Below are 19,859 nucleotides of genomic sequence, written 5' to 3'. Positions count from 1 at the left end.
CGGCTTGTCGCTTACGATTGATCCCGTAGCGCTTCGAAAGTGCTCTCAAGCTCTCTTGACTATGCTGTATCGCTCGACGGACCGCCTCTGTCGTGCGGGCGCTCCCATGTAGAATTTGTCCCATAGCGAATCTCTCCAGGCTTGCGAGAAGATTGCACCATCAAAATCCGGGATCAAACACCTAGAGCGTGTCGGCCTCTTCAGCCCCTTGATGAGGTTTGGACCTATAGGGAAAACTAAAGCTCTCACATCTCGGATACGACACTTTGGTTGCGAGGTTAATGCTGGTTTAGAAGATCAGCCACTGTCTCACCGCGTCTGCGGGCATCGGCCCCTAGCCATATTTCGCCCACTTCATACACGTCACCGCTTGTCCGGAATGGCACTATGACGTCGATTGCTGAGGAGAGCATATCTATTAGCGTACGGTCTTCCATGGAAGATCCTTGCGGGCTGCTCTTGACGAGCGAAAAGAGCTTCTTGAAGGCTTGGACAGGATTTGCTCCGTGGATGGTGGAAATCGATCCCGGATGGCCAGAAACGACCTCGCTCAGATACGCCCAAGCCGCGTCGTCGCGCATCTCGCCCAGCAATATTCGGTCCGGCCTCATGCGTAAACTAGCCTGTAAGAGCTGCTCTGCAGTTACCGCACCTAAACCTGCTCCATCTTTCGAATAGAGTAGCCTGACATGATTCTCGTGCGGGATTACGAGTTCGAGTGTGTCTTCAATAGTGATTAGCCTTTCTTGCGGTGGAATAGCGTTTATCAAAGTCTTGCTCATCGTGGTTTTCCCACTTCCTGTGTGTCCGCAAAGCAGCATTGTCAGTCGCCCGGTCACGCAGGCTTGAAGGAATTTTTCCAAATCACCGCAAGCGTAGAGCTTTAGAACCTCCTCATCTTCATGAGCACGGCGCTCGTTGCGCAACTGCCATTTATTCCAGCGTGATGCTTGATAGCGGGATGACACTTCCTTGAGTTCGGCAACATGAGTGGAGGGGCGCCGAATTGTCAGACTAACAGTACCTGACGGCACTGCGGGCGGTAAACAGATCTGCAGCCGCTCTCCGCCTGGCAACTCGGTGGCGCAGAGAGGGCTTCGTGGTCCCACATCTTGCTTTCGCAACGCTCCGGCCAAGATCGCGATATCTTCAAGATCGTCGTATGTGAGAGGTGAAGGATATTTCTTGAACGCACCGGCCTGGCGAACGAATGCCTCCCCGGGCTTGTTAATCGCGACCTCTTCGGTCCTTGGGTCCTCAAGCCATTTCAAAACCGGTTTGAGGAGGAAATACAATTGGGGATGTGCCACCGCTTGCATCAAAGTCTCCAATCTTCATTGTCGTTGAGGTGCTTGGGCCATTGTTTATCGACTTCTCGCTCTCTTTGGCGCGTTGGTCGCCTTAAGCTCGTATATTTCTGAGAAATCAAGGTCACGAGCGACAAAAATGGACACGGCATCACCCTGGTTTTTCTTTAGGGTTGGCGGAATGTTGACCGTTGCCTCAAGCGCAGTATCGACCGTTTGTCCACCATTGCCTTGAAAATTGTTGACGCTGAGCCCGCCTGAACTTTCACCGTATTGACTGGCGGCTTGTAACGTACCCTGGACGACGCTCAAGAGCATTCCGCCTCCAAATCGTTGCCAGAAGTGATTGTCCACGGTACCGGGCATGCCGGAGCGGCCGAGTTCATCAGCGCCCGGCGACGCGAGCGAAACCACGGCATGAGTCGGTGTTTCAGCGCGGTTCCAGATTACAAAGACTCGCGCATCCCCCTGCCGTAAGCCCTGCTGAATTTCACCAATAACGGTTGTTCCGCGATCTAGAAGCACAATATTATTCGTCGCCCCACGAATGTCTCGGGGTAAGACGCACTTTACGAAGCCCGGCAAGTTCGTATCGATCGCTGTTTGTAAAACGCAGGGAATAATGGTTCCTTGGGTAATCATGAAGTCAGGGTGCGGCAGGAGTTTGGCTCTGGTTGGCTCCTGCACACCGGGTTTCATGCGAGTTGACAGATCGTTCTCGACTGGAGCTTCGCCCGCCTGCAACGAGGTCTCGTTCTGTTCCTCCTCGCGGGGGTGACTAATGTCAGCCGATTGATCACCGCTATCATAAGCGAATATTGCCGATTGCGCGACCTGCGCATCATCCAGCTCTGGAGAGTTCCGTTCTGGCGCGGAGGCTGACGGCTGAACAGCCTGTTTGGGTGTTGGAGGATCGGGAGCAACCTCAATCGGTGCCGGGCGAAAAGGCTCCGCGTTGGCGACCAAGGGTGTTTGAGGCGGCGGAGGGGGGGCGCCTCTTTTCTTTGCGAATCCGACGGTCCAGATGAGAGATAGAGATGAAGCCAGAATTAGGCTTGCAATCAACAACTTCTTTGATCCCGAAAGACTTCGACGAGTTGGCTCGGTAACCAGGGAGCCCGACGCATCTACATCGTGCCCCGATTCTGAGTTCGCGTCATTCATCGGCTCGTCCCTTTCACAACGCGCCATACATCGGCTCTTACCGTACCGGTGCCCGGATTTCTTCCAATGGGATCGTATGCGCTATTGAAAATTCCTAATACTGTATGGCCATCCCTCAGCCGCCATTCACGCGCAACTGCGGAAACCTCGATATAGTCTCCTTTAATCGAAATATTGGCAGCAGCTTCCTTACCGTCCGGATTGATCATGTAGATGGAGGGAATGCGTACATTGCCTGGAAAGCGGAATACAGTGGTGACTCCGTTATCGAAGACTTCCAATGGTGTTAGCGAGTGATCGCCCTGTGCGACGTAGTGGAAATTGTTGGCATCAGGATTGGCGGCTGCGGCCGGCTGATCCAACAAGTCCTGAGCTCTCTGTTGAGACCGCGCTTTCGCCCGCATCCCGTCGAATATCGATTGCTTTTCTATTTCCTTCCGCCGAGCAGCAGCGTCGTCGTTCGGATAGACGAATTGTACACTGTAGTATAGGTCAGGTTGCTCTTTATCAAGTCGAGACATGACCCTGGTGGAAATGTTGAAGACATATCGTCGCGTACCTGCCTCGCTCGCAGTCAACACAATAACTGGCTGTGGGGAGAGGGCTTGACTGGCCTTGAAAAAGAGATAGTTGCCTCGCGGAAGGGCTGCCAGATCCTTGCTATTCGACACGGCGACTGCTGTTACCGTCTCGCCGGCTCCGAATGTGACAACTAGTGTTGCGCCGACAGCGGTTGACATTCGGACCACCTGGTTGGGGTTGTAGGCCAGATAGCGCATGCGCGGATCCAGTTTGCCGGCAGCAGGAGTATCTTCCGCATGAACGCCCATCGCAAAGGAAATCAAACAGATTAGTGTGAGAACGGCCCTTGTTGTCATGGCTGGGTCCCTCCCGCATTCGACACGGTATCTTCCGAAGCCCGGTAGGAGGTAACGATTAATCCTGCTGGATTTGTCAGCCTCGATTGGCCAGGCAGGCTTGTGACATTTTCATAGCGGACGGTTGCAGTCCAAGTACTCACCATTGGCATCTGACCATCCAAGATGAGCGTTCGTCTGTAACGAATCTGCTGCACTCCCGGCGCAATATCGTTTGAGGAGATGTGCTCGACATCCAGCCTACCTCGCTTGCCGATTGTGACCTGCGGCGAGCTCGGACTGGGGTAATTGAAGAATTGCTGATATTCTTGGCGAACAGACGATGCGCTGAAACTCGATACGAGGTCATAGGCGTATTGAGCTGTGTCCGCTGTATAACCCTCGCGTAGGCGAACATATTGCCACAGTGAAGCATTGATGATTGCCTGCTCTTGCGTGGCCGGAAGTCGAGACACGGATACCTCGCTGTCAACCGTCCCATCCGGTCGCACCCAAAGATATACGGGCACAAGCTTGATCAACGGAACCATGGCGGCGATAGTGAAGGCCTGCGCAATATTTCCAAGAATAGCAGCAGCCGCAATGACGACCAATACCTTGGAAAGACGCCGCGCCGACTTCGCGCGTGACGTTTGGAAGGCTTCCACTTCTTTATAATGCGCGGAAAGTGATTCTCGCCCCACCAGGAGACCATACTCAGGTCCCTTCATTTAGGCTCTCCCGCACATTCGACGTCGAGATCCGATGTGGTGGGTTGCCATCGCCCCGCATTCAGCTGGAAAGCCGCACCCTTGCAAGTCGCCAGTGTATCACTCGTCTTGCAAGCGGCCAAAGCGAGGAATAGAAACAGAGAACAATACTTCATGTCGTCAACCTCAATTTTAAGAACATTGCATTTAACCGCGTGTGATCTGGGCTAGTTGGCGACGGAGGCTGAGAGATTTATTTGTACCCGCCCAGGTGCCACCACCAATATTGCTGGCTATCATCGGAAGCGCGACGATCAGGGCGTCACCAGCTAGAAAGAACATGTCGAGTTCGTAAAGCCCGATAATCTTGGCTGCCGTCGTGCCCGCAGAGTTGATCACGAAGAGCATTCCCGTGAGAGCTGCTACTTCCGTTGCGATGACCAGAGTAGCCACGATGTTCAACAGGAGAAGCAGCAGCCCGTAGGAGAGGAGCTGCCCGACCCATTTGGAAGCCATGTCGCGGGTGTGATCAAAGAGATAGCCTACAAGAATCAGCGGTCCGATCGCTACCAGTAGCTTGGTTAGGATCCCACAGGCGTCATAGATCTCGAACGTTACCCAAAGTGCACCGTAGAAAATCCACTGTGCGCCTTCAAAGGCAAGAGTGTCTTGGCTATTCATCGGTCCGATTTCGGATGCGATCTTCTGAAAGCAGACTTGGCTTAGAGCGAACATTACATCAAGCTTGTGGGGAATATCAACCAGCGGAATCTTACTGCCGCTGATGTGGTCAACGAAGCTAGGGATCGTTTCCTCAAAGAATGACACGACGAAGTCATGATAGTTCGCCTGCCCTAGGATTAGGGAGATAACGATCGATACCGTGATGATCTTCGTGATTCCACCGCGGGTATCGATTTCACCACGCATCACCAAAATGCCTTGAACTATTATCCAAAGAGTGACGCACGCCACCAGAGGCGCATTGAGCGCGCTCTGGATCTTTCCGAGCACGGAGTTCAGTGCAATTGTGAAGGCCTGATCAAAGACCGTATGTATAGCCGTAAACGGCGTAGAAATTGCAAGGTTCATCGCTCCAACCTGATTTGGCTCTTTCCACCGCAGGTGGGCTGAGTTTGAATTATTATCTGAGCCGAATTACCACCGGCCAAAGATGCGCCCGGTTTCCTCGCGTTCTAGTCGCTGCGCTGCCGCCTCTTCTGCGGCGTGAAGGCTGGCCTGCGCAGTGGTCATCGTCAGCAAACTGGTCGCCTGGCTGTTCTGGATGATGGCATCGTGGATCTGTTTGAGAAGCAAACCGTTCGTTACGGTGGCCTGCATGATGTTCCTTGAACTAGACAGCTGAGCGAGCGTCTTGCTGTTTTCTGCCAGGCGCTGGCCCATCTTCTCCAGATTGTCGGCTGCAATGTCCGCGGCATTAGCAGCACCGGTAATTTGTCGAAGTAGCAGCTTCGCTTCCGCGTCGGTACCCGAGACTTCGCGATCTTGAATGATCGCGCGCGCCGTGAACCCGGTTGGTATCGTCACGCTTGGTATCTTACTGCTACCAAACATTTTCTCGCTTAGCTGATTGGTCAAGGGATATCGGTTCGCTTGGTTGAGCGAGCCTAACAGACCGGTGACGCCGAAGGACGATGAGAACACCGTCACCAAATTCATTGTCTGCTCGAGAATCGCGGCTGTTTTTTCGATTTGCACGATGGTCTGAGCTATTGCTCCCATGTCAATGACGGCAAACTGCGCGCGAGCTGGACCCTGCAGCACTAGGAAGGTGGTCAGCGCTGTAACTGTGAGTTGGGCAAATTTCATCAAAGTTCCTCCGTCAATCCTGCACTTCGTGATAACGTGCCATGAATTTGTCGATCCACGCACCGGGGGCCTCTCCGTATTTATCGCGGAGTTGATCGGCAAAGCGCACCGTATTGGCCCGCCCGGACAGTACGGCGACATATTCGCGCATCTCAGCCAGGTCGAATTCGCAGACAACGCTCCCGCTCTCGCGCTTAAGCAAAAATTTGCGGCTGCCGATTGCCATGTGCTCGCGGATAGCCTGAAATTCTCCTTCGGTACACTTCAAGCCGTCGATATAGGCTGATCGGTCCGCCGTCGGTGATGGATAGAAGATTTTTGTCATGCATTGTGCAACAAGACTGGCTCCGACGGGCGATTCCAGAACGTGCTCGGGTTGCTGTGTTGCGAGTATCAACAAGCCGTTATTCTTGCGAACGGTCAGCAAGAACTTGTCGATGACGGCAGCGAATTGGGGGTTTAATAAATAAAACCGGAACTCGTCGCAGCTCATGACAAAGCGACGTCCGTCCACGACAGAGCCCACGCGATGCAGTAGATAGGCAGCTGCCGGCGCGCAGACCTCCTCGTACTCCAACAGCTGCGTCATGTCGAAGCCTGTAATGGAAGCGTCGAGCTTTACTTCATCTATCTCGCCATCAAAGGCCCAACCGAGCGCGCTTCCTCGGCACCACCGCTCCAACCGTGCACCTGCGCCCTCTGAGGGGCCGTGCAACAGGAATTCGCGTAGACCTGCGATTGAGCGCATAGCTGGCTCAAACGAAAGTTGTCGGGTGATGCCCCGGTCCAAGCGGCGAACCTCTTCCGACGAAATTGCTCCACGTCCGTCGTTCTCGATGAGTGCGACCATCCACTCGCGCAGAAAATCGCGCGAGGCCGACGTATTTTCGAGGCCCCGCAGAGGCGCCAAACCGCTGGGAGCGCCTCTGCGTAGTGCCAGATATGTCCCTCCGGTGGCACGTACCAGCAGTTCACCACCGCGGTCTTTGTCAAAGAAAACTATCGCACCATTACGTTCAACCATGCTCTGCTCGAGCATCGCAAGGATAAAGGTCATTAGCGTTGTTTTGCCTTTTCCGACGGGTCCGAATATCGCCGTCATGCCAACATCATTCTCATGAGGGACGTAATCGAAAGGGGTGCCGCCGTTGGTGCGGAAGCGTGCAACTGCATTGCCCCAATGGCCAGAATTCGTGCCGCTGGGGAAATTCTCAAATGAGACCAGGCCGGCGAAATTGCGGGAGGTAATTGCCCCGGGTCGCGTGCGCCACTTGGTATTCCCCGGAAGTTGCGCCCAGTAAGCCGCCTCCATACCAATACCTTCCTGGACAATGACGGCGCCCGATTCCGCCAACCGAGTGCGGGCGCTTGCAGCGCGGTCGGCAAGGCTATTGAGATCATCGGCATAGACGCAGAGGCTTAAATGGTGCGAGCCCATTACGAATTCGTTGCTTGCCAGTGCGTCCTCTGCTTCGGCGAGTTCTGTGATCTGGCTGACGGCCTTGTCACCAGAGCTCGTCATTTGACTGGACTTAAGGCTAAGTTTGGCATGAGCCTGTGCACGCGTGAGGAAGGAGAAACTCTGGCTTAAAACAAGCGGGAAATTCGTGGACAGTAGCGGATGGAGCATACCTGTAGTGGTTTTCGCTGGATATTCTCGAAATGAAAACATGGAGCCGACGTAGCTATCTCCGGGGGCACGAATCTCCACTGCGCGTTTGCCGCAGATCACACGATCAGTATAAATCGAAGCGCCCAGTGAGCCGCTAACCATCGGAACTGGAGTCAAACGGCAGGTCATTATCAGCCGGAGTGCCTCCGCGATTTCTGAGAAAATCACGCCATCTTTCTCGCGAATCCCAAGTCGGCGGAGACCGTAAGCGTCGAGGGCGCCAGCAGTGATGTGCCAGAGATCTTCCAGGTTCCGCGCCTGGCTTGCCAGATCGACCTCCTTGCCATCGTAGCGCTTGAAAAAACGGCCTCTGAATTTGCCGACGGTACTGCGAGGGTACACGATCAAGGTAAGGAAGTGATCGTTCCGAAAAAGATTTCCGAGCAGCACACGCTGCTCATAAGCTTCACTCAGACTACCAGAAAACGTGCTTCGGAACTGCCGCGCCGGGGGTGACGGCACATCATTATGTCGCACGAGATGGGCGCATATCGATACGTTATCATCGGCAATGTTGCGTAAGAGCGTATTAAACGCTCGGCAGCGTGCATTTCGGATTGCAACGTCTTCCAGTTCGAAGGGCAAGCCTCTCACATGTGCCATGGCCATGATTGCGCCGTCTTCGAGAAGGACAGCCTTGTCGCTGAGGTGGCCAACATATGGCAGATATATCTCACCAGACCTCTCGGTCCTGCCACTTGTGCCGAACATTAAGCCATTCCTCTTCCTCGCCTCGGCACTTTGATCGGGTTGGGACTGACGCTTGCCCCGCCCCAGATCGGCCCATCGACGCTTCTGCCTGCGGTCTGCAAATAGAGTAGCGCCACGCTCGCGGCGTTATAGTCGCGCTCAACAACAACTTTTGATCCGAGCCACAGTGGCACGAGGATAATTTCGTAAAGAGGATTCTGAACGATGACGATGATCAGGCCCGCTAACATCATGAGCAATCCGGCCAAGTTGAGCGGCACGCCTAGGAACAATGCAGGGCGTGTCGCCGCCACGTAGAGAATACTCTCTTCCAGTCGGTCGCTCATCAGCCGGCCCCAATGAGTGTTTTGCCAAGGAAGCTGGCCCCGAACATGATGACGATGCCACCGATGACACCGGCAACGAGACCGAGTGAAGCACGACCAAACATCCACGATATGCCGATGGCGACGATGCCCAGGACAGCCAGTGACTGTCCGAACGGACCAAGGATGAACGTGCAGATATTATTTACCATCGTCGCGGGATCTGTCCCGCCCGTGACTTGCGCCATCGCAGGCGCGGAGCAGACAATACTCCAGGCCGCCGCTCCGCCGGCAGCTGGCGCATAGGGAACTGCAGCACGCAACGTTGCGCTCAGCAGAGAAAAGGAGCTAAAACGAACACGATTTGTATTAGGTAACGCCATTATTGTTATCTCCATTCGATTGGCCATTGGCCATTGGCCATTGGCCATTGGTCATTGTTGTTGTTTCAATTCAAGGTCGTGCGACCTTTTGATGTGTTTGGAGACGCGATGAATCGTCTTCCGAACGCTCTTGCTCGTACGAGCCCCAGACGTCCCATATGTCTTCCGATATCTGCTTTTCATCAGCCTGTTGCGGTAGTTCGATCAGCTGTGGCACGATCTCTCGAGCGGCGGCCTCAACCTTCCGAACATAACCGTTTGCGAACCCGCGCTGCAGATCGCCCGTGTTGTAGGCGGAGATGGCCTTTCGGAGCGCAAGTTGCCGTGCCGCGGCAGTGTCGCCGCCCGCATAGCGGCTTACAAGCAAGTACGCCGCAGCGGCAAGTGACTTGCAGGGCTGCAGGGCGTTTTCAATCGTGAGATTGAGGACGGGAAAGTTTTTACTGTTGATCTGCATAAGCCCTATGTCGATGGAATGCTGCGCGTCGAGGCGGTCTTTGACACCGTAGCGTGCTTGCGTTTGATCATCCCAGTGAAGGCTCTCACCCGTAGTATTGTCATGTGCCGCAAGCGGATCAAAGCCGCTTTCGACCTTGGCAATTGCCGCTAAGGTCGTCGGATCAACCGATGGTGCGCAATCGCGAGCAAGGCGATCAAATTCACGGAAGGATAGTGGGGCGGCCTCGCTAGAAAGGCACGTCGAGGTCAAAACGGCCATCGCCAAGGGCCAAGCTGCAGGAAACATTTAGTATCGCCTCAGGGTCGCGGTTGCCGAAAGAGTCGGAGTTAATTGCCACTCGCGCTTATTGGCCATAGCCTGTTACAAAACGATGTCCCAATTCTGCATTTTGATTTCATATGAAGGAAAGTGGCATGCTCAGAGCGGGCTCGGGAAATCTGGACAGCCAGGATAGGTGCAATTTCCTGACTTCGGCTAGATGCCGGGAACAGGAGACAACAAAACGAGACCAGCGCGCCGGAATTGCCCGGCATCTGAGGCGAGGAGCCGCTCGTGGAATCATCCCAGCTTCCATCTGGCTCAAGATTAACGCCTCGGAAGTCATGCTTTTGTGATCGCACTGAAAAGTCGCTCGGCCAGCAGTGCAAGCGCACTGGCAAGGTCGTCCGGAAGCTCATCAGTCGCGTCGCTCATGGCAGGATGGAATCATACTCAAGTCCGCCCCCAGTGCTTTTGCTCATCTGCCGATGTTGGCCGCCAGGTCTTTTGCGGCATCCGCCAGTCTATGCCTTTGAGCAGATAACCGAGATGCGCCGGTGTGATCACCACCGTTCCGTCAGCGGCTGACGGCCAGATGAAGCGGCCGCGCTCCAGCTTCTTCTGCTTCTTCGTGAACAGACAGGCTCCTTGCCGGTCATGCCAGATCACCTTGATCAGACCTCCACCGCGCTCCCGGAACACGAACAGATGTCCGCACATCGAATCGCGCTTCAGCGTCTCCTGCACCATCAGCGACAGACCGGGGAAGCCTTTGCGCATGTCCGTGTGACCGGTCGCCAGCCAGACCTTCACACCACTCGGAACCGGGATCATCTCCGCCCCAGCACGACATCGAGAATGCGGCCCAACGCGTCTGTGTCGATGTCGCTGTCTACGCGGATACGACGGTCCCGACCGAGTTCAATCGTCACATCGCTGCGCTTCCGCCGAGACTGCGATGGGGCGGGTGGCCCCGAGGGAATAGGTGAGGCTGGAAGCGCGGCCTCGGACGCGACCACCGGCACCAACGTGCTCGCTGTTTCCGTCCTAGGCTCCTCGATTTGGCAAAGCTCCTTGCGCCAACGGAAGAGCTGACTGACATGGATACCGGCCGATCGCGCAATCTCGGAAAGCACCGCACCTGGCTCGAGACAGGCTGCAACGAGCCGCTCTTTATCTTCCTGAGACCAGCGCCGTCGGCGCTCGACAGACGTGATCACTTCAATCTGATGCTTTTAGCTCCATGGCATGAGTGCATCGATTTCGCTGCTGGGCCAACCGTTGGCTATGCGCTCAAGGGTCTGGGTAAGCCAGGCCTGCGGATCAACGTTGTTCATCTTCGCTGTCTGAAGGAGCGTGGCGATGGTCGCCCAGGTCCTGCCACCACCGTCACTGCCGGCAAATAGACTGTTCTTTCTCGTAATTGTCTGGGGCCTGATCGCGCGCTCGACGATGTTGGAGTCGAGCTCGATACGGCCGTCGGTCAAGAAGCGTTCGAAGATGGAGCGACGCGAGGTGGCATAGCGGATCGCTTCTGCGAGCTTCGACTTGCCGGAGATCCGCGGCAGGGTCTTCTGCCAAAGGTCGAAGAGCTCAGTAACGACGGCAGCAGATGTCTGCTGACGCGCCGCGACACGAGCATCAGGGCTTTGCCCGCGGGCTGTTTCTTCGACCTGCCAGAGCTTTGCCATCAGCTCCACCGTCTCGGTCGCAATCGTCGAGCTTTCCGAGGCGTGGAGCTCGTAGAACTTGCGCCTGCTGTGGGACCAGCAGCTGGCCAGTATCACGCCGTCATTGCCTCCGTCAGATCGAGCGAGCTTGTTGTAGGCACCATATCCGTCGACCTGGAGGATGCCGTGATAGCCATTCAGATGCGGGCGACACGATCGCCAGCACGGCTATCTTCGAAGCGATAGGCGACCATCGGCGGGCCACTGCCGCCAAAGGGTCTGTCATCCCTGGCATAGGCCCATAACCAAGCCGTCTTTGCTGATCCGGATCCTGGCGCGAGCGTTGGCAACGTCGTCTCGTCAGCGAAGATACGCTCCGCCTTTTTAATCTCGGCAAGGATATAATCAGCCAGGATGTCGAGTTCGAAGCCGAGTTTGCCCATCCATTGGGCCATCAGCTTACGATCGAGCTCGACCTTGTCGCGGGCATAAATTGCCTCCTGCCGATAGAGCGGAAGGCCATCGGCATACTTGGAGACCGCGATCTGGGCCAGAAGTGCTTCCGTTGGAATGCCACCCTCGATGATGTGCGCGGGTGCGGATGCCTGAATGACGCCGTCTTCGTTTTTGAAGGCATATTTCGGCCGCCGAGTAACGATGACGCGGAACTTCGCCGGCACGACGTCCAATCGCTCCGAGACGTCTTCTCCGATCAGCACCTTCTGCTTGCCAGCGTGTTCGGCAGTTCATCTGGCTCGATCACCACTTCGATCCGTTCCAGATGAGGTGCAAAGCCCTTACGCGGCCGCGGCTGACGTTTGCCATCGGGATGGGCGGCACCCTTGTTCACCTGGGCTCGGATTGCAGCGATGCCGGTCTCGATCTCCTCGAAGACAAAAGCCTGCTGCTCATCATCGATGCTTGGAGAGCCTAGCTTTTCCGATCGCCGGCCGAAGCGGGCCCGATCGAAGGCTTTCAGGATCTGGGTCAGTCGCTCGATGCGTTCATCGGCATCGGCGTTTCTGGCCTTCAAATCTGCGACCTCGCTCTCGAGAGCATCGGTGCGCGCTACCTTCTCGGCCATGGCAAGGACCATGGCTTTCAGGGTCTCTACATCATCTGGGAGCTGTAGATCGGGCGGCGTCATGAGGCCTACCAGAGCATATTTTGCTCCGGTTTTCCTGCCCTTTCAGGCGGTTGATTCACTTCGCCGCAGGCATTTACCCAACAATCTCCGGCGGCTTCACCGCCACAGAGCGGACCCGTTTCCAGTCCATGCCGTCAACGAGCGCCATAAGCTGAGCATGATTGAGCTGCACCCGGTTGTGGCCGATCCGCGGCCAGCAGAACTGCGCCTTCTCTAGCCGCTTGGAATAGAGGCAGACCCCTGACCCATCCCACCAGACTATCTTGACCCGGTCTGCGCGCTTCGCCCGGAAGACATAAAGCGAGCCGTCCGAACAGCCGGATCCTGCGAAAGCGATCGTTGTCCGGCGCGAGCGTCGCGGCGCCAGCCAAATAGTTGGGACGGATGTATGCCGATGCGATGCGCAATCGCTGACACGCTTGCACCAGGCTCCATCGCCTCAGCCACAGCCCGCTCCTTGAATTCATCGGACCAGCGCCGTCGAAATTGCCGCGGCGCGCCCTCAAGCCGTTCCGCAACGGCCTCGATCATATGGAAGTTTCTAGTTCCAGAGCTAGGCGCAGACATAGAAGCTCACAGTTTGTGAATCGTCTGTCCGCAATACAGGCGCCAACGCTACCAACGCCAGATGGGGTCAGCTTGCCGCTTACATTCGTAAAGGGTGAGTGCAAAAACAGAATCGGTGGACGATTTTGCAAGCCTCGCAATTCAATGCTTCTTGGGCGATTTTAGTGAATATCGCTTCTGCCCTTAAGGCAAGTTCGTCAGAGGACAATTTATCCGCCACGGTCCAGGTCTCTGGGACCTGCGGCCGCATTCGATTTAATGCCGAGATCAGGGTCTCACGTCCGACAACATAAAAATCTAACAGGGCTCTTTCCGACATCGGCCTCGTGAAAAAGCCTCTTTGAGGGATGTATTGGATCAGCTGCAAGCCGCTGAAGTGCTTCGCGAACTGGCGTTCGACCAAAATCGAGCTTAGACGCTAGATCCTATTCCCTGAGATGTTGCCCCGGCACACGACCGTTACTGTAGAGAATTCGTCGGATAGCATCGTAGGCAATATCGGCCTTTGCAGGTTCTGGTTCAGTAGAAAAATTTGGGTCATCCCCACGACCTTGGGGCGCGTTCTTGCAACACCGCATTTGATAGTTTTCCTCTGTCGATATCCTTCAAGGACCTACAGGAGTTTCTTGCATTGAGACTGGACGGTCGCTTCGAATTAAGATCGAATTAGTCGGCCCTTCCAATGCCGGCACCGCGTTTCGCGCCCGAACCAGATTCGGCATCAACCACCTGTAACAGCCGCGGCCGTAATTGGCAGCTATTGCATTATAGCGCTAATTTCAATGGCATAGGCACACGGCTGGGTCGGGTAGCGCGCTGGTCCAATGTCTACCGCCTGTCGTATTTCGCAAGCGGCCAGCTTTAAGCGAACCATGCTCTTCGGTGGACGTGTGTCGGCCTCACCGTCAACGAATAATTTTGCCGATCGGTTATTCCTACCAATCAGCCGATTATAGGCATAGGCGGATTTGATGTATCTTCCGCTATCTGCGACGTCGCGAAGCGCATTCAGATGCTCGTTCCGCGCGGCCGGGCAGCGTATAGCACGCCGTGGAGCAACCACACGTTCGCCATCGAGCAATGCGAGCCCCATTTCCGGGCTATCACACCTGACTTTGTTTGGATGCATTTTGTCACGTCGGTTCATCTAAGCCTCCGGTCGCTGACCAGGGTAGTCCCCCTGCCGCGTGTTGAGCAGGTCTAGACGGGGCTCCATCATAGATCAATATTCAACAATAATATATTTTTTGATATATTCGGCCAATTGCCCGGTCGGACTTTAATACTCTAGTTACCGAATACAAATCCCCAGGCGATATAGTATAGCGAGCGCGCGTTGAGTCCGCGAATGTTCGAGCTGACAATCTCCCGTTGGTGATGGCCAAAGCGCGGAGTGGTCATGTACGGCTATGACTCCCTCAAAGCAGCACGAAAAGTTCCCCTCTATCTGACACGCCCGACATGTTGGTGGGATTGAGTAGTTCGGCAACACCGGGCCGATCACAAGTAATTGTATTTATCGGAAGAATCTAAGTCCCGACGGAGACACTTCCTTCGCGCTTGTATCGAAAGTCAAACACAGATCGCTGACAAGAGAACGCCTGGGATGAACACCGGCTACGCCGAAGTCAGTTTACTCGGAACACCATTATATTCGGTCGGCGCAGAGAGCGTTCTCGGCAGGTCGGAAATCTGGCATCCTGGCTCCCCGTGTGGTAGATCCGACTAGTTTTGCTGGGCGAGCGACCCACCGCAAAAGAATGGCATTTTTATCGAGCCAGTCACACGGCGCTCGCTCCCGGAACATTGATACTTTAGCCTCGCGACACGGGTGGTCTCATAGCCATCAGGTTAAAACATCCCGCAATGCAACGCTCGACTATTGCGAATGCGACCGGACGTTTGCATTTGCTGCGACACCCGTGGAGCCTCCACCCAGGGCGACGCGACTATGGGAGTCGCAAATCCACCGCCGATCGCGACATTCAACTGCACGTGATCCTTGGCCAGTTTTTGAATCGCCGTAGCGAGGCTTGCCTGAGCGCTGGACACCTGCCTTTGCGCGTCGAGAACATCGAGCAGAGACGAGGCGCCATCCTTGTACGAGTCCACCGAAAGCTTCAGTGTTTCTTCGGTCGTTTCCACTTGCCTGTGACGTGAGTTTACTGTGCGAACGTCGCGTCGGACGGCTGTCAAAGCGTCCTGGACTTCCTGCACAGCTGTCAACACGGTTGATTTCCAGCTTATGTAGGCTGCTGCCGCGGCCGATTTAGAAGTCTCCACGTTTGCCCGCAAACGGCCGCCGTCCAGAATTGGGAGGTCAAGGCTCGGTCCGAAGGACCATTTCGAGATATCGCCGCGACGGCCACGCTGATTGATATAGGAAGGTGTGATCGAGCCGGAGAGCGTTATCGCGGGATAAAGCCGTGCTTCCGCCACGCCGATCTTTGCAGTCGCCGCGGCGAGATTCCGCTCAGCTTGGCGAATATCGGATCGATTGCGGATAAGATCGGCGGGAATGCCGGCATTGATCTTTCCGCGATAGACCGGCTGCCCTTCGTTTTTCTGCAGTTGCTTGACCACCATTACCGACGGCAAGGCGATGAGGGTAGCAATGTGATGAGCCGACACGCGGAAATTCAGTTCCAGACTTGGTAATTCGGCAATCGTCGACTGGACAAGCGCTTCGGCCTGCGAGACATCCAACCGGGAAGCTGCTCCCGCTTCGAGTTGAAAATTCGTGAGATCGTAGGTCTCCTGGCGCGACTTCAGGTTCGCTCGAGAAATGGAGACGCGCTGCTGGTAGTACCGGGCGTCGATGTAGGACGAAACAAGATCTTTGATTAGAGCCAGCTTTGCGACGTCGACAGCCGCATGCGCAGAATCAAGAGAAGCAAGTGCGCTTTCGGTGCTGCGCCGGTACTGGCCGAATACGTCCAGCAGCCAGGTCAACGATAGTTGTCCCCCGGAGATATTCTGGGTGCTCGTGACATCTCGCGCTTTGCAGATCGTGTGTGATGCTCCAAAATCAAGGTTGGGAATGCCCCCGGCGCCAGTGATGGTGACGTCCGCGGCGGCGGCATTAATCCTTTCGAGCGCCTGCTGAACACTGAGATTCTCATCCAGGCCGGTGGCAACGTACTGGTTGAGCGTACGATCTGAAAAAGAATTCCACCATGCCGACACCGCAACATCGCCGACGCTCTGTTTTCCACCCTCGGAAAACTTCGCCGGTAAAGGCGTTTCCGGCGATGCATAGTCGGGCCCGAGCACGCAAGATGACAAAAGCAGCGGCAACACCGCAGCGGCTAGAGGGAGCGAATGCATTTCAATCAACCTCGATTACAGCACAATTCAAGTCAAACCCGTTTCGCCTGCCCGAAGAATGATGCAAGCGCACAATTGCCGACGCAGTCGATCGAGGCGAAGAATTCGAGCGTGAGACTACGAAATCGCGTGTAGCCAAAGCAACAAATCTACAACCGTTGTCCTCCCCCATTTGACTACATTTGCAATAAGTCGTCAGAAAGCCGGCCAGACTCCGGCAGGAAGCTGAATTTCGGCGCTTTGGGGGAGACGCTGGCTTATGACACCATTGACGAGTCCAGCAGGCATATTTCGACGGACACGTTAGATTGCCCAACCGGTAACATGATGTCGATTTGAGGCGCGCTGTCTTGCGATTGCAACCCGCCGTGACGGATTCTCCAAGTAAGCGTTGTCCTGATCCCACCTTCCGGATCGCCGTCTGATCGTTGATGTTCAACCTCGAAAGAGGGCTTGGACATATATCGATTTTCAGAGCTTACGCTTAAATCCAAGGATGAACCGGTACGCCGGTTTGAGGTGTTCACTGGCAATGGCCGTCGTCGGCGAATGGAGCGACGATCAGAAGGCGCAGATCATTGCGGAAAGTTGCGAGCCTGGCGTGACGGTGTGCTCTGTGGCGCGGCGGCATGGGTTGACGCCGCAGCAATTGTTCACATGGCGACGGCTCGCCCGAAAGCCAGCTGAGGTTGTTTCTGTGCCCGGGGAAGATCCGATGTTTGCGCCAGCGGTCGTCATGTCGCCCGGGGAGCCAGAGCCGAAGAAGGCGCGGCAGGTACGGTTGCCAAGAAAAACGTCTCCGGAGGCGGCTATCGAATTGCAAATTGATGGAGCCACACTGCGCATCGCCTCTGGCACCGATGCCGCAACGATCATCGTGATGACAGGCCATGGCAGGGCAATGACCCACCAGGCGTCGCCTATGTCTATGCGCCGGACCGCAAAGGTGAACGGCCTATGGTCCATCTCGATGGCTTCGCCGGTATCCTGCAAGTAGACGGCTACAGTGGATATCGCCCGCTCGCGGCAAAGAACACCGTGTCGCTGGCCTTCTGCTGGTCCCATGTCCGTCGCCGCTTCTACGAGCTGGCTGCCGCCGGTCCCGCGCCCATCGCCAGCGAGGCACTCGAACGCATCGCCGAACTTTACAAGATCGAAGACGAGATACGTGGCGGGACCCACGAGGAGCGTCATGTCGCCCGTCAGGAAAAAAGTCGTTCGATCACCGACAGCCTCGCTGCCTGGCTGCGCGAACAACTCGGCTACATCAGCCAAAAGACAAAGCTCGCCGAAGCCATCCGTTATGCCATGTCACGCTGGGACGGCTTGACCCGCTTCATCGACGATGGCCGGATCGAGATCGACTCCAACACCGTCGAACGATCCATCAGGCCGATTGCCCTCAATCGCAAGAATGCGCTATTTGCCGGGTCCGACGCCGGGGCCGAACACGGGGCGACCATCGCCTCGCTTATTGAGACTGCCAAGCTCAACGATGTCGAGCCACTGGCCTATCTCTCAGACGTCCCTCACCAAGATCGTCAACGGGCATCCAAATAGCCAGATCGACGACCTGCTGCCTTGGGCCTATGCCGCAAAGCACGAACTCAAAGCCGTGGCCTGAAAACAGCGCTTACCCTAGTCGAGACGGATGCCGCTCTCCATGCAGGGGCAATCTAGCGATAAAGCAGCCGTCAATGTGCATGGAAAATCGCACTTACGTTCGACGGGATTTCTTTGTTGATGTAAATGGTTTGGCTTTGAAAATCGTATACCCCAGAGATCTCACCAGAGACTTCCGGTTCAAAATCGACATATAGGACGTCGATTCCCATCGCCTCAGCGATCGTTTCTGGATCAATCCGGCGGCCGTGTGATGCCAAAATCTTCCAAGACCTTCGCCGCAGTGCTCCCCGCTGCGGGTATTCGGCTCGTCGGAAAACGTTGTTTCCTAGCTGAGTCACTTTCCCTCTACGGCTTCTAGACACAAAAGGCGCGGCGAGGAAGGCGGCTCAATGGCCTGCCATCCGCGACTCGGCGCGCGGGAAGTTTCCGATTTCCTCGCGCGCCGGTGCGGCGGTCACTCTGTCATGGCGCCTGCTGAGGTTGCCGATCTTGTATGCTCGTTTCAGGATGTGAATGACGAAAGGAGTGCCAGGGGGTTGCCCCCCAGCACAATTGCACAGTGCCCGCTAGTGCGCGGACCGGGTTTTCTTTTCGGCGGAGGCCTCAATCGTAGCACTGCTAAGGGCGGCCAACGGGGCCTCTCTCAGACGATTCACTTTGTCGACAAGATCGTCAAGGCAATCCTCCCAATCCTTGTCACTTGGCGTGGCTGAGTGGTTGTGCTTGTCTGCGAATTTTATTTCGGAACTTTTGGTCTGTTTTTTTGTGTCATCGTCGTAGTATTGCATCCAGCAATAATATTTCATGAGTTCTATTCCTCCTGTTTTAAACTGAACACTTGCGCCGATAGCGGGTTAGCCGTCGACGTATCCGGAGAGTTTCTCGATCAGTTTGTTGTATTCTTCAGGAAAGTCCCCGAACATGCCTGCGAATTCGGCGATCGTGCGAGGAGAGACAAACAGGAAGGTATTGGCTTCCTGCAATTGCTCGAAAGAAACCGAGGTTGTCTTGTGGCAGGGCGTGGAGGTCATCGCCTTGTGCGATTCCTGGGAAGCAAAGAACAGACGTACGGTGACAGTCGGAGCGCCGAAAAGCTCTTCGCAGATAAACAGGATATGGGCGAGCTTTGTCTTCTCGACCGCCCCTTCCGTCTTGAATTCGCCGTTGAGGGCATTCAGCACCCCTTTGGCGATTTCCAACGAGCTGCCGGACGTTAGACCCGGGATGAGCTGTTGAATTACCTGTGTATCAATCGTCACCGATCCGCTCTTAATAGACAGGGTCTTCTGGAACTTCTGCACCTCGGTAAAATACCCCGACTTGGCGATGATCTTACTCCAAGCGTCGTAGTCGAAGATCGTCTTGTTCTTTGAAGCTAGCGCCTTCGTCATCGCCGCAAAGAGTACTGTGACGCTGTCAAAGAGTTTCTTTGTTTCGCCCTGCAATTCGCGACTGGACATCGAGTAGAAGATATTACCGGTCTGGTTCAGTCGGAACTGGACACCCTTTTCCTTATCGCCTTCCGGCTCACCATCAGCGGTTGCCAGGAGCGTGATAAGCGGTCTCAGCCGTTTTTTGTTCAGCTCCTCAGAGACAAAATGATGCCCTTTCAGGGCCGCGGTGCCAGCGTCTACGAATGTGCGGACATTGTCGTCAAAAGTCGCTTGCGAATCCATTGCAGAGTCCGTTTTCGATGTCGGCTGCTTTGATGTGCGACGCAGCTCCGAGCCCCGGTCGCCGGCTTCCACGCGTCGACAGCATGCGCCGGCCCTGCCAGCAAGCTGCCCGACGACCAGGAAGGCACAGGCGATTTTGAATGCTTCCGCGGTGATTTTCCCTCGCGACCGCGACCATGATCGTTTCCG

At 55.5% G+C, this 19,859-nt stretch carries 17 protein-coding genes and 5 pseudogenes; 2 read left to right on the top strand and 20 right to left on the bottom strand.

Translation table 11 applies throughout. From position 1 onward, the window contains the following. Position 1 precedes the first annotated feature (1 nt). From HFO99_RS23900 to HFO99_RS23810, 19 genes and pseudogenes are all read right to left on the bottom strand, one after another. Positions 2–124, bottom strand: a pseudogene (locus HFO99_RS23900) (IS481 family transposase); the annotation flags it as partial. Between the two features lie 154 nt (positions 125–278). Continuing rightward, on the bottom strand, positions 279–1,319 hold the full coding sequence (gene virB11 / locus HFO99_RS23895) for a P-type DNA transfer ATPase VirB11 (protein WP_222363991.1): 1,041 nt from the start codon (positions 1,317–1,319) through the stop codon (positions 279–281). Positions 1,320–1,364: 45 nt separating this feature from the next. After that, on the bottom strand, positions 1,365–2,471 hold the full coding sequence (virB10, locus tag HFO99_RS23890) for a type IV secretion system protein VirB10 (protein WP_138333824.1): 1,107 nt from the start codon (positions 2,469–2,471) through the stop codon (positions 1,365–1,367). Beyond that, a complete protein-coding gene (virB9, locus tag HFO99_RS23885) occupies positions 2,468–3,349 on the bottom strand; it encodes a P-type conjugative transfer protein VirB9 (RefSeq protein WP_222253960.1) in 882 nt (293 codons plus the stop codon). Before virB9 ends, virB10 begins: the two co-directional genes overlap by 4 nt. Next, positions 3,346–4,059 (bottom strand): type IV secretion system protein VirB8, encoded by a 714-nt coding sequence (locus HFO99_RS23880; RefSeq protein ID WP_138333828.1) that lies wholly within the window; start codon positions 4,057–4,059, stop codon positions 3,346–3,348. The genes virB9 and HFO99_RS23880 overlap by 4 nt, the downstream gene beginning before the upstream one ends. Continuing rightward, positions 4,056–4,214 carry a type IV secretion system lipoprotein VirB7 gene (locus HFO99_RS23875; RefSeq protein WP_138333830.1) on the bottom strand — a complete coding sequence of 53 codons (159 nt, stop codon included), beginning with the start codon at positions 4,212–4,214 and terminating at the stop codon, positions 4,056–4,058. The genes HFO99_RS23880 and HFO99_RS23875 overlap by 4 nt, the downstream gene beginning before the upstream one ends. 31 nt (positions 4,215–4,245) lie before the next feature. Beyond that, a complete protein-coding gene (locus HFO99_RS23870; protein WP_222363990.1) occupies positions 4,246–5,130 on the bottom strand; it encodes a type IV secretion system protein in 885 nt (294 codons plus the stop codon). A 66-nt stretch (positions 5,131–5,196) separates the two neighbouring features. Beyond that, positions 5,197–5,868, bottom strand: a complete 672-nt coding sequence (locus HFO99_RS23865; RefSeq protein ID WP_222363988.1) for a type IV secretion system protein VirB5 — start codon at positions 5,866–5,868, stop codon at positions 5,197–5,199. Positions 5,869–5,881: 13 nt separating this feature from the next. Next, entirely contained in the window at positions 5,882–8,251 is a 2,370-nt protein-coding gene (locus HFO99_RS23860; protein WP_222363986.1) for a VirB4 family type IV secretion/conjugal transfer ATPase, read from the bottom strand. Then, entirely contained in the window at positions 8,251–8,577 is a 327-nt protein-coding gene (locus HFO99_RS23855) for a type IV secretion system protein VirB3 (protein ID WP_163881713.1), read from the bottom strand. Before HFO99_RS23855 ends, HFO99_RS23860 begins: the two co-directional genes overlap by 1 nt. Next, positions 8,577–8,939: a pilin major subunit VirB2 gene (gene virB2 / locus HFO99_RS23850; RefSeq protein WP_138333840.1), complete on the bottom strand. Its 363-nt coding sequence runs from the start codon at positions 8,937–8,939 to the stop codon at positions 8,577–8,579. The genes HFO99_RS23855 and virB2 overlap by 1 nt, the downstream gene beginning before the upstream one ends. A 70-nt stretch (positions 8,940–9,009) precedes the next feature. Next, positions 9,010–9,684 (bottom strand): type IV secretion system lytic transglycosylase VirB1, encoded by a 675-nt coding sequence (locus HFO99_RS23845; protein WP_222363984.1) that lies wholly within the window; start codon positions 9,682–9,684, stop codon positions 9,010–9,012. Positions 9,685–10,110: 426 nt separating this feature from the next. Continuing rightward, complete coding sequence (gene tnpB, locus HFO99_RS23840) at positions 10,111–10,491, bottom strand: IS66 family insertion sequence element accessory protein TnpB (protein WP_222363977.1); 381 nt, start codon at positions 10,489–10,491, stop codon at positions 10,111–10,113. Then, positions 10,488–10,877: an IS66-like element accessory protein TnpA gene (gene tnpA / locus HFO99_RS23835; RefSeq protein WP_315860496.1), complete on the bottom strand. Its 390-nt coding sequence runs from the start codon at positions 10,875–10,877 to the stop codon at positions 10,488–10,490. Before tnpA (HFO99_RS23835) ends, tnpB (HFO99_RS23840) begins: the two co-directional genes overlap by 4 nt. 15 nt (positions 10,878–10,892) lie before the next feature. Next, a pseudogene (gene tnpC / locus HFO99_RS23830) lies at positions 10,893–12,474 on the bottom strand (IS66 family transposase). A 73-nt stretch (positions 12,475–12,547) separates the two neighbouring features. Next, positions 12,548–12,811, bottom strand: coding sequence for an IS66 family insertion sequence element accessory protein TnpB (gene tnpB, locus HFO99_RS33980; RefSeq protein ID WP_409994944.1), 264 nt, complete (start codon positions 12,809–12,811; stop codon positions 12,548–12,550). Beyond that, the gene (locus tag HFO99_RS33580) at positions 12,733–13,005 is read right to left on the bottom strand and encodes a transposase (protein ID WP_260687602.1); all 273 of its coding nucleotides are present in this window, start codon (positions 13,003–13,005) and stop codon (positions 12,733–12,735) included. The genes tnpB (HFO99_RS33980) and HFO99_RS33580 overlap by 79 nt, the downstream gene beginning before the upstream one ends. Before the next feature lie 118 nt (positions 13,006–13,123). Next, positions 13,124–13,619: pseudogene (locus HFO99_RS23815) on the bottom strand (GntR family transcriptional regulator); the annotation flags it as partial. A 1,273-nt stretch (positions 13,620–14,892) separates the two neighbouring features. After that, on the bottom strand, positions 14,893–16,368 hold the full coding sequence (locus HFO99_RS23810) for an efflux transporter outer membrane subunit (protein WP_222363976.1): 1,476 nt from the start codon (positions 16,366–16,368) through the stop codon (positions 14,893–14,895). A 496-nt stretch (positions 16,369–16,864) separates the two neighbouring features. Here HFO99_RS23810 and tnpA (HFO99_RS33975) point away from each other — a divergent pair. Both tnpA (HFO99_RS33975) and tnpC (HFO99_RS23800) read left to right on the top strand, forming a co-directional pair. Then, positions 16,865–17,230: pseudogene (gene tnpA, locus HFO99_RS33975) on the top strand (IS66-like element accessory protein TnpA); the annotation flags it as partial. A 14-nt stretch (positions 17,231–17,244) separates the two neighbouring features. Beyond that, positions 17,245–17,992, top strand: a pseudogene (gene tnpC / locus HFO99_RS23800) (IS66 family transposase); the annotation flags it as partial. An 856-nt stretch (positions 17,993–18,848) separates the two neighbouring features. Here the strand turns inward: tnpC (HFO99_RS23800) and HFO99_RS23795 are convergent. Further along, positions 18,849–19,670, bottom strand: coding sequence for a Zygote formation protein zyg1 (locus HFO99_RS23795; RefSeq protein WP_221970388.1), 822 nt, complete (start codon positions 19,668–19,670; stop codon positions 18,849–18,851). Positions 19,671–19,859: the final 189 nt, after the last annotated feature.

This window comes from Rhizobium leguminosarum (assembly GCF_019798305.1).
GTDB classification, from domain to species: domain Bacteria; phylum Pseudomonadota; class Alphaproteobacteria; order Rhizobiales; family Rhizobiaceae; genus Rhizobium; species Rhizobium leguminosarum_U.
The sequence above is the reverse complement of the archived record's forward strand: the minus strand, read 5'-3'. Positions and strand labels throughout refer to the sequence as shown.

Coding starts and splice junctions, on each gene's coding strand:
- HFO99_RS23855 (WP_163881713.1), bottom strand. CDS start 8,577: ATGAGCGACCGACTGGAAGAGAGTATTCTCTACGTGGCGGCGACACGC.
- virB11 (WP_222363991.1), bottom strand. CDS start 1,319: ATGCAAGCGGTGGCACATCCCCAATTGTATTTCCTCCTCAAACCGGTT.
- HFO99_RS23870 (WP_222363990.1), bottom strand. CDS start 5,130: ATGAACCTTGCAATTTCTACGCCGTTTACGGCTATACATACGGTCTTT.
- HFO99_RS33580 (WP_260687602.1), bottom strand. CDS start 13,005: ATGATCGAGGCCGTTGCGGAACGGCTTGAGGGCGCGCCGCGGCAATTT.
- HFO99_RS23860 (WP_222363986.1), bottom strand. CDS start 8,251: ATGTTCGGCACAAGTGGCAGGACCGAGAGGTCTGGTGAGATATATCTG.
- HFO99_RS23845 (WP_222363984.1), bottom strand. CDS start 9,684: ATGTTTCCTGCAGCTTGGCCCTTGGCGATGGCCGTTTTGACCTCGACG.
- HFO99_RS23795 (WP_221970388.1), bottom strand. CDS start 19,670: ATGGATTCGCAAGCGACTTTTGACGACAATGTCCGCACATTCGTAGAC.
- HFO99_RS23880 (WP_138333828.1), bottom strand. CDS start 4,059: ATGAAGGGACCTGAGTATGGTCTCCTGGTGGGGCGAGAATCACTTTCC.
- HFO99_RS23875 (WP_138333830.1), bottom strand. CDS start 4,214: ATGAAGTATTGTTCTCTGTTTCTATTCCTCGCTTTGGCCGCTTGCAAG.
- HFO99_RS23810 (WP_222363976.1), bottom strand. CDS start 16,368: ATGCATTCGCTCCCTCTAGCCGCTGCGGTGTTGCCGCTGCTTTTGTCA.
- virB9 (WP_222253960.1), bottom strand. CDS start 3,349: ATGACAACAAGGGCCGTTCTCACACTAATCTGTTTGATTTCCTTTGCG.
- HFO99_RS23865 (WP_222363988.1), bottom strand. CDS start 5,868: ATGAAATTTGCCCAACTCACAGTTACAGCGCTGACCACCTTCCTAGTG.
- virB10 (WP_138333824.1), bottom strand. CDS start 2,471: ATGAATGACGCGAACTCAGAATCGGGGCACGATGTAGATGCGTCGGGC.
- virB2 (WP_138333840.1), bottom strand. CDS start 8,939: ATGGCGTTACCTAATACAAATCGTGTTCGTTTTAGCTCCTTTTCTCTG.
- tnpB (WP_222363977.1), bottom strand. CDS start 10,491: ATGATCCCGGTTCCGAGTGGTGTGAAGGTCTGGCTGGCGACCGGTCAC.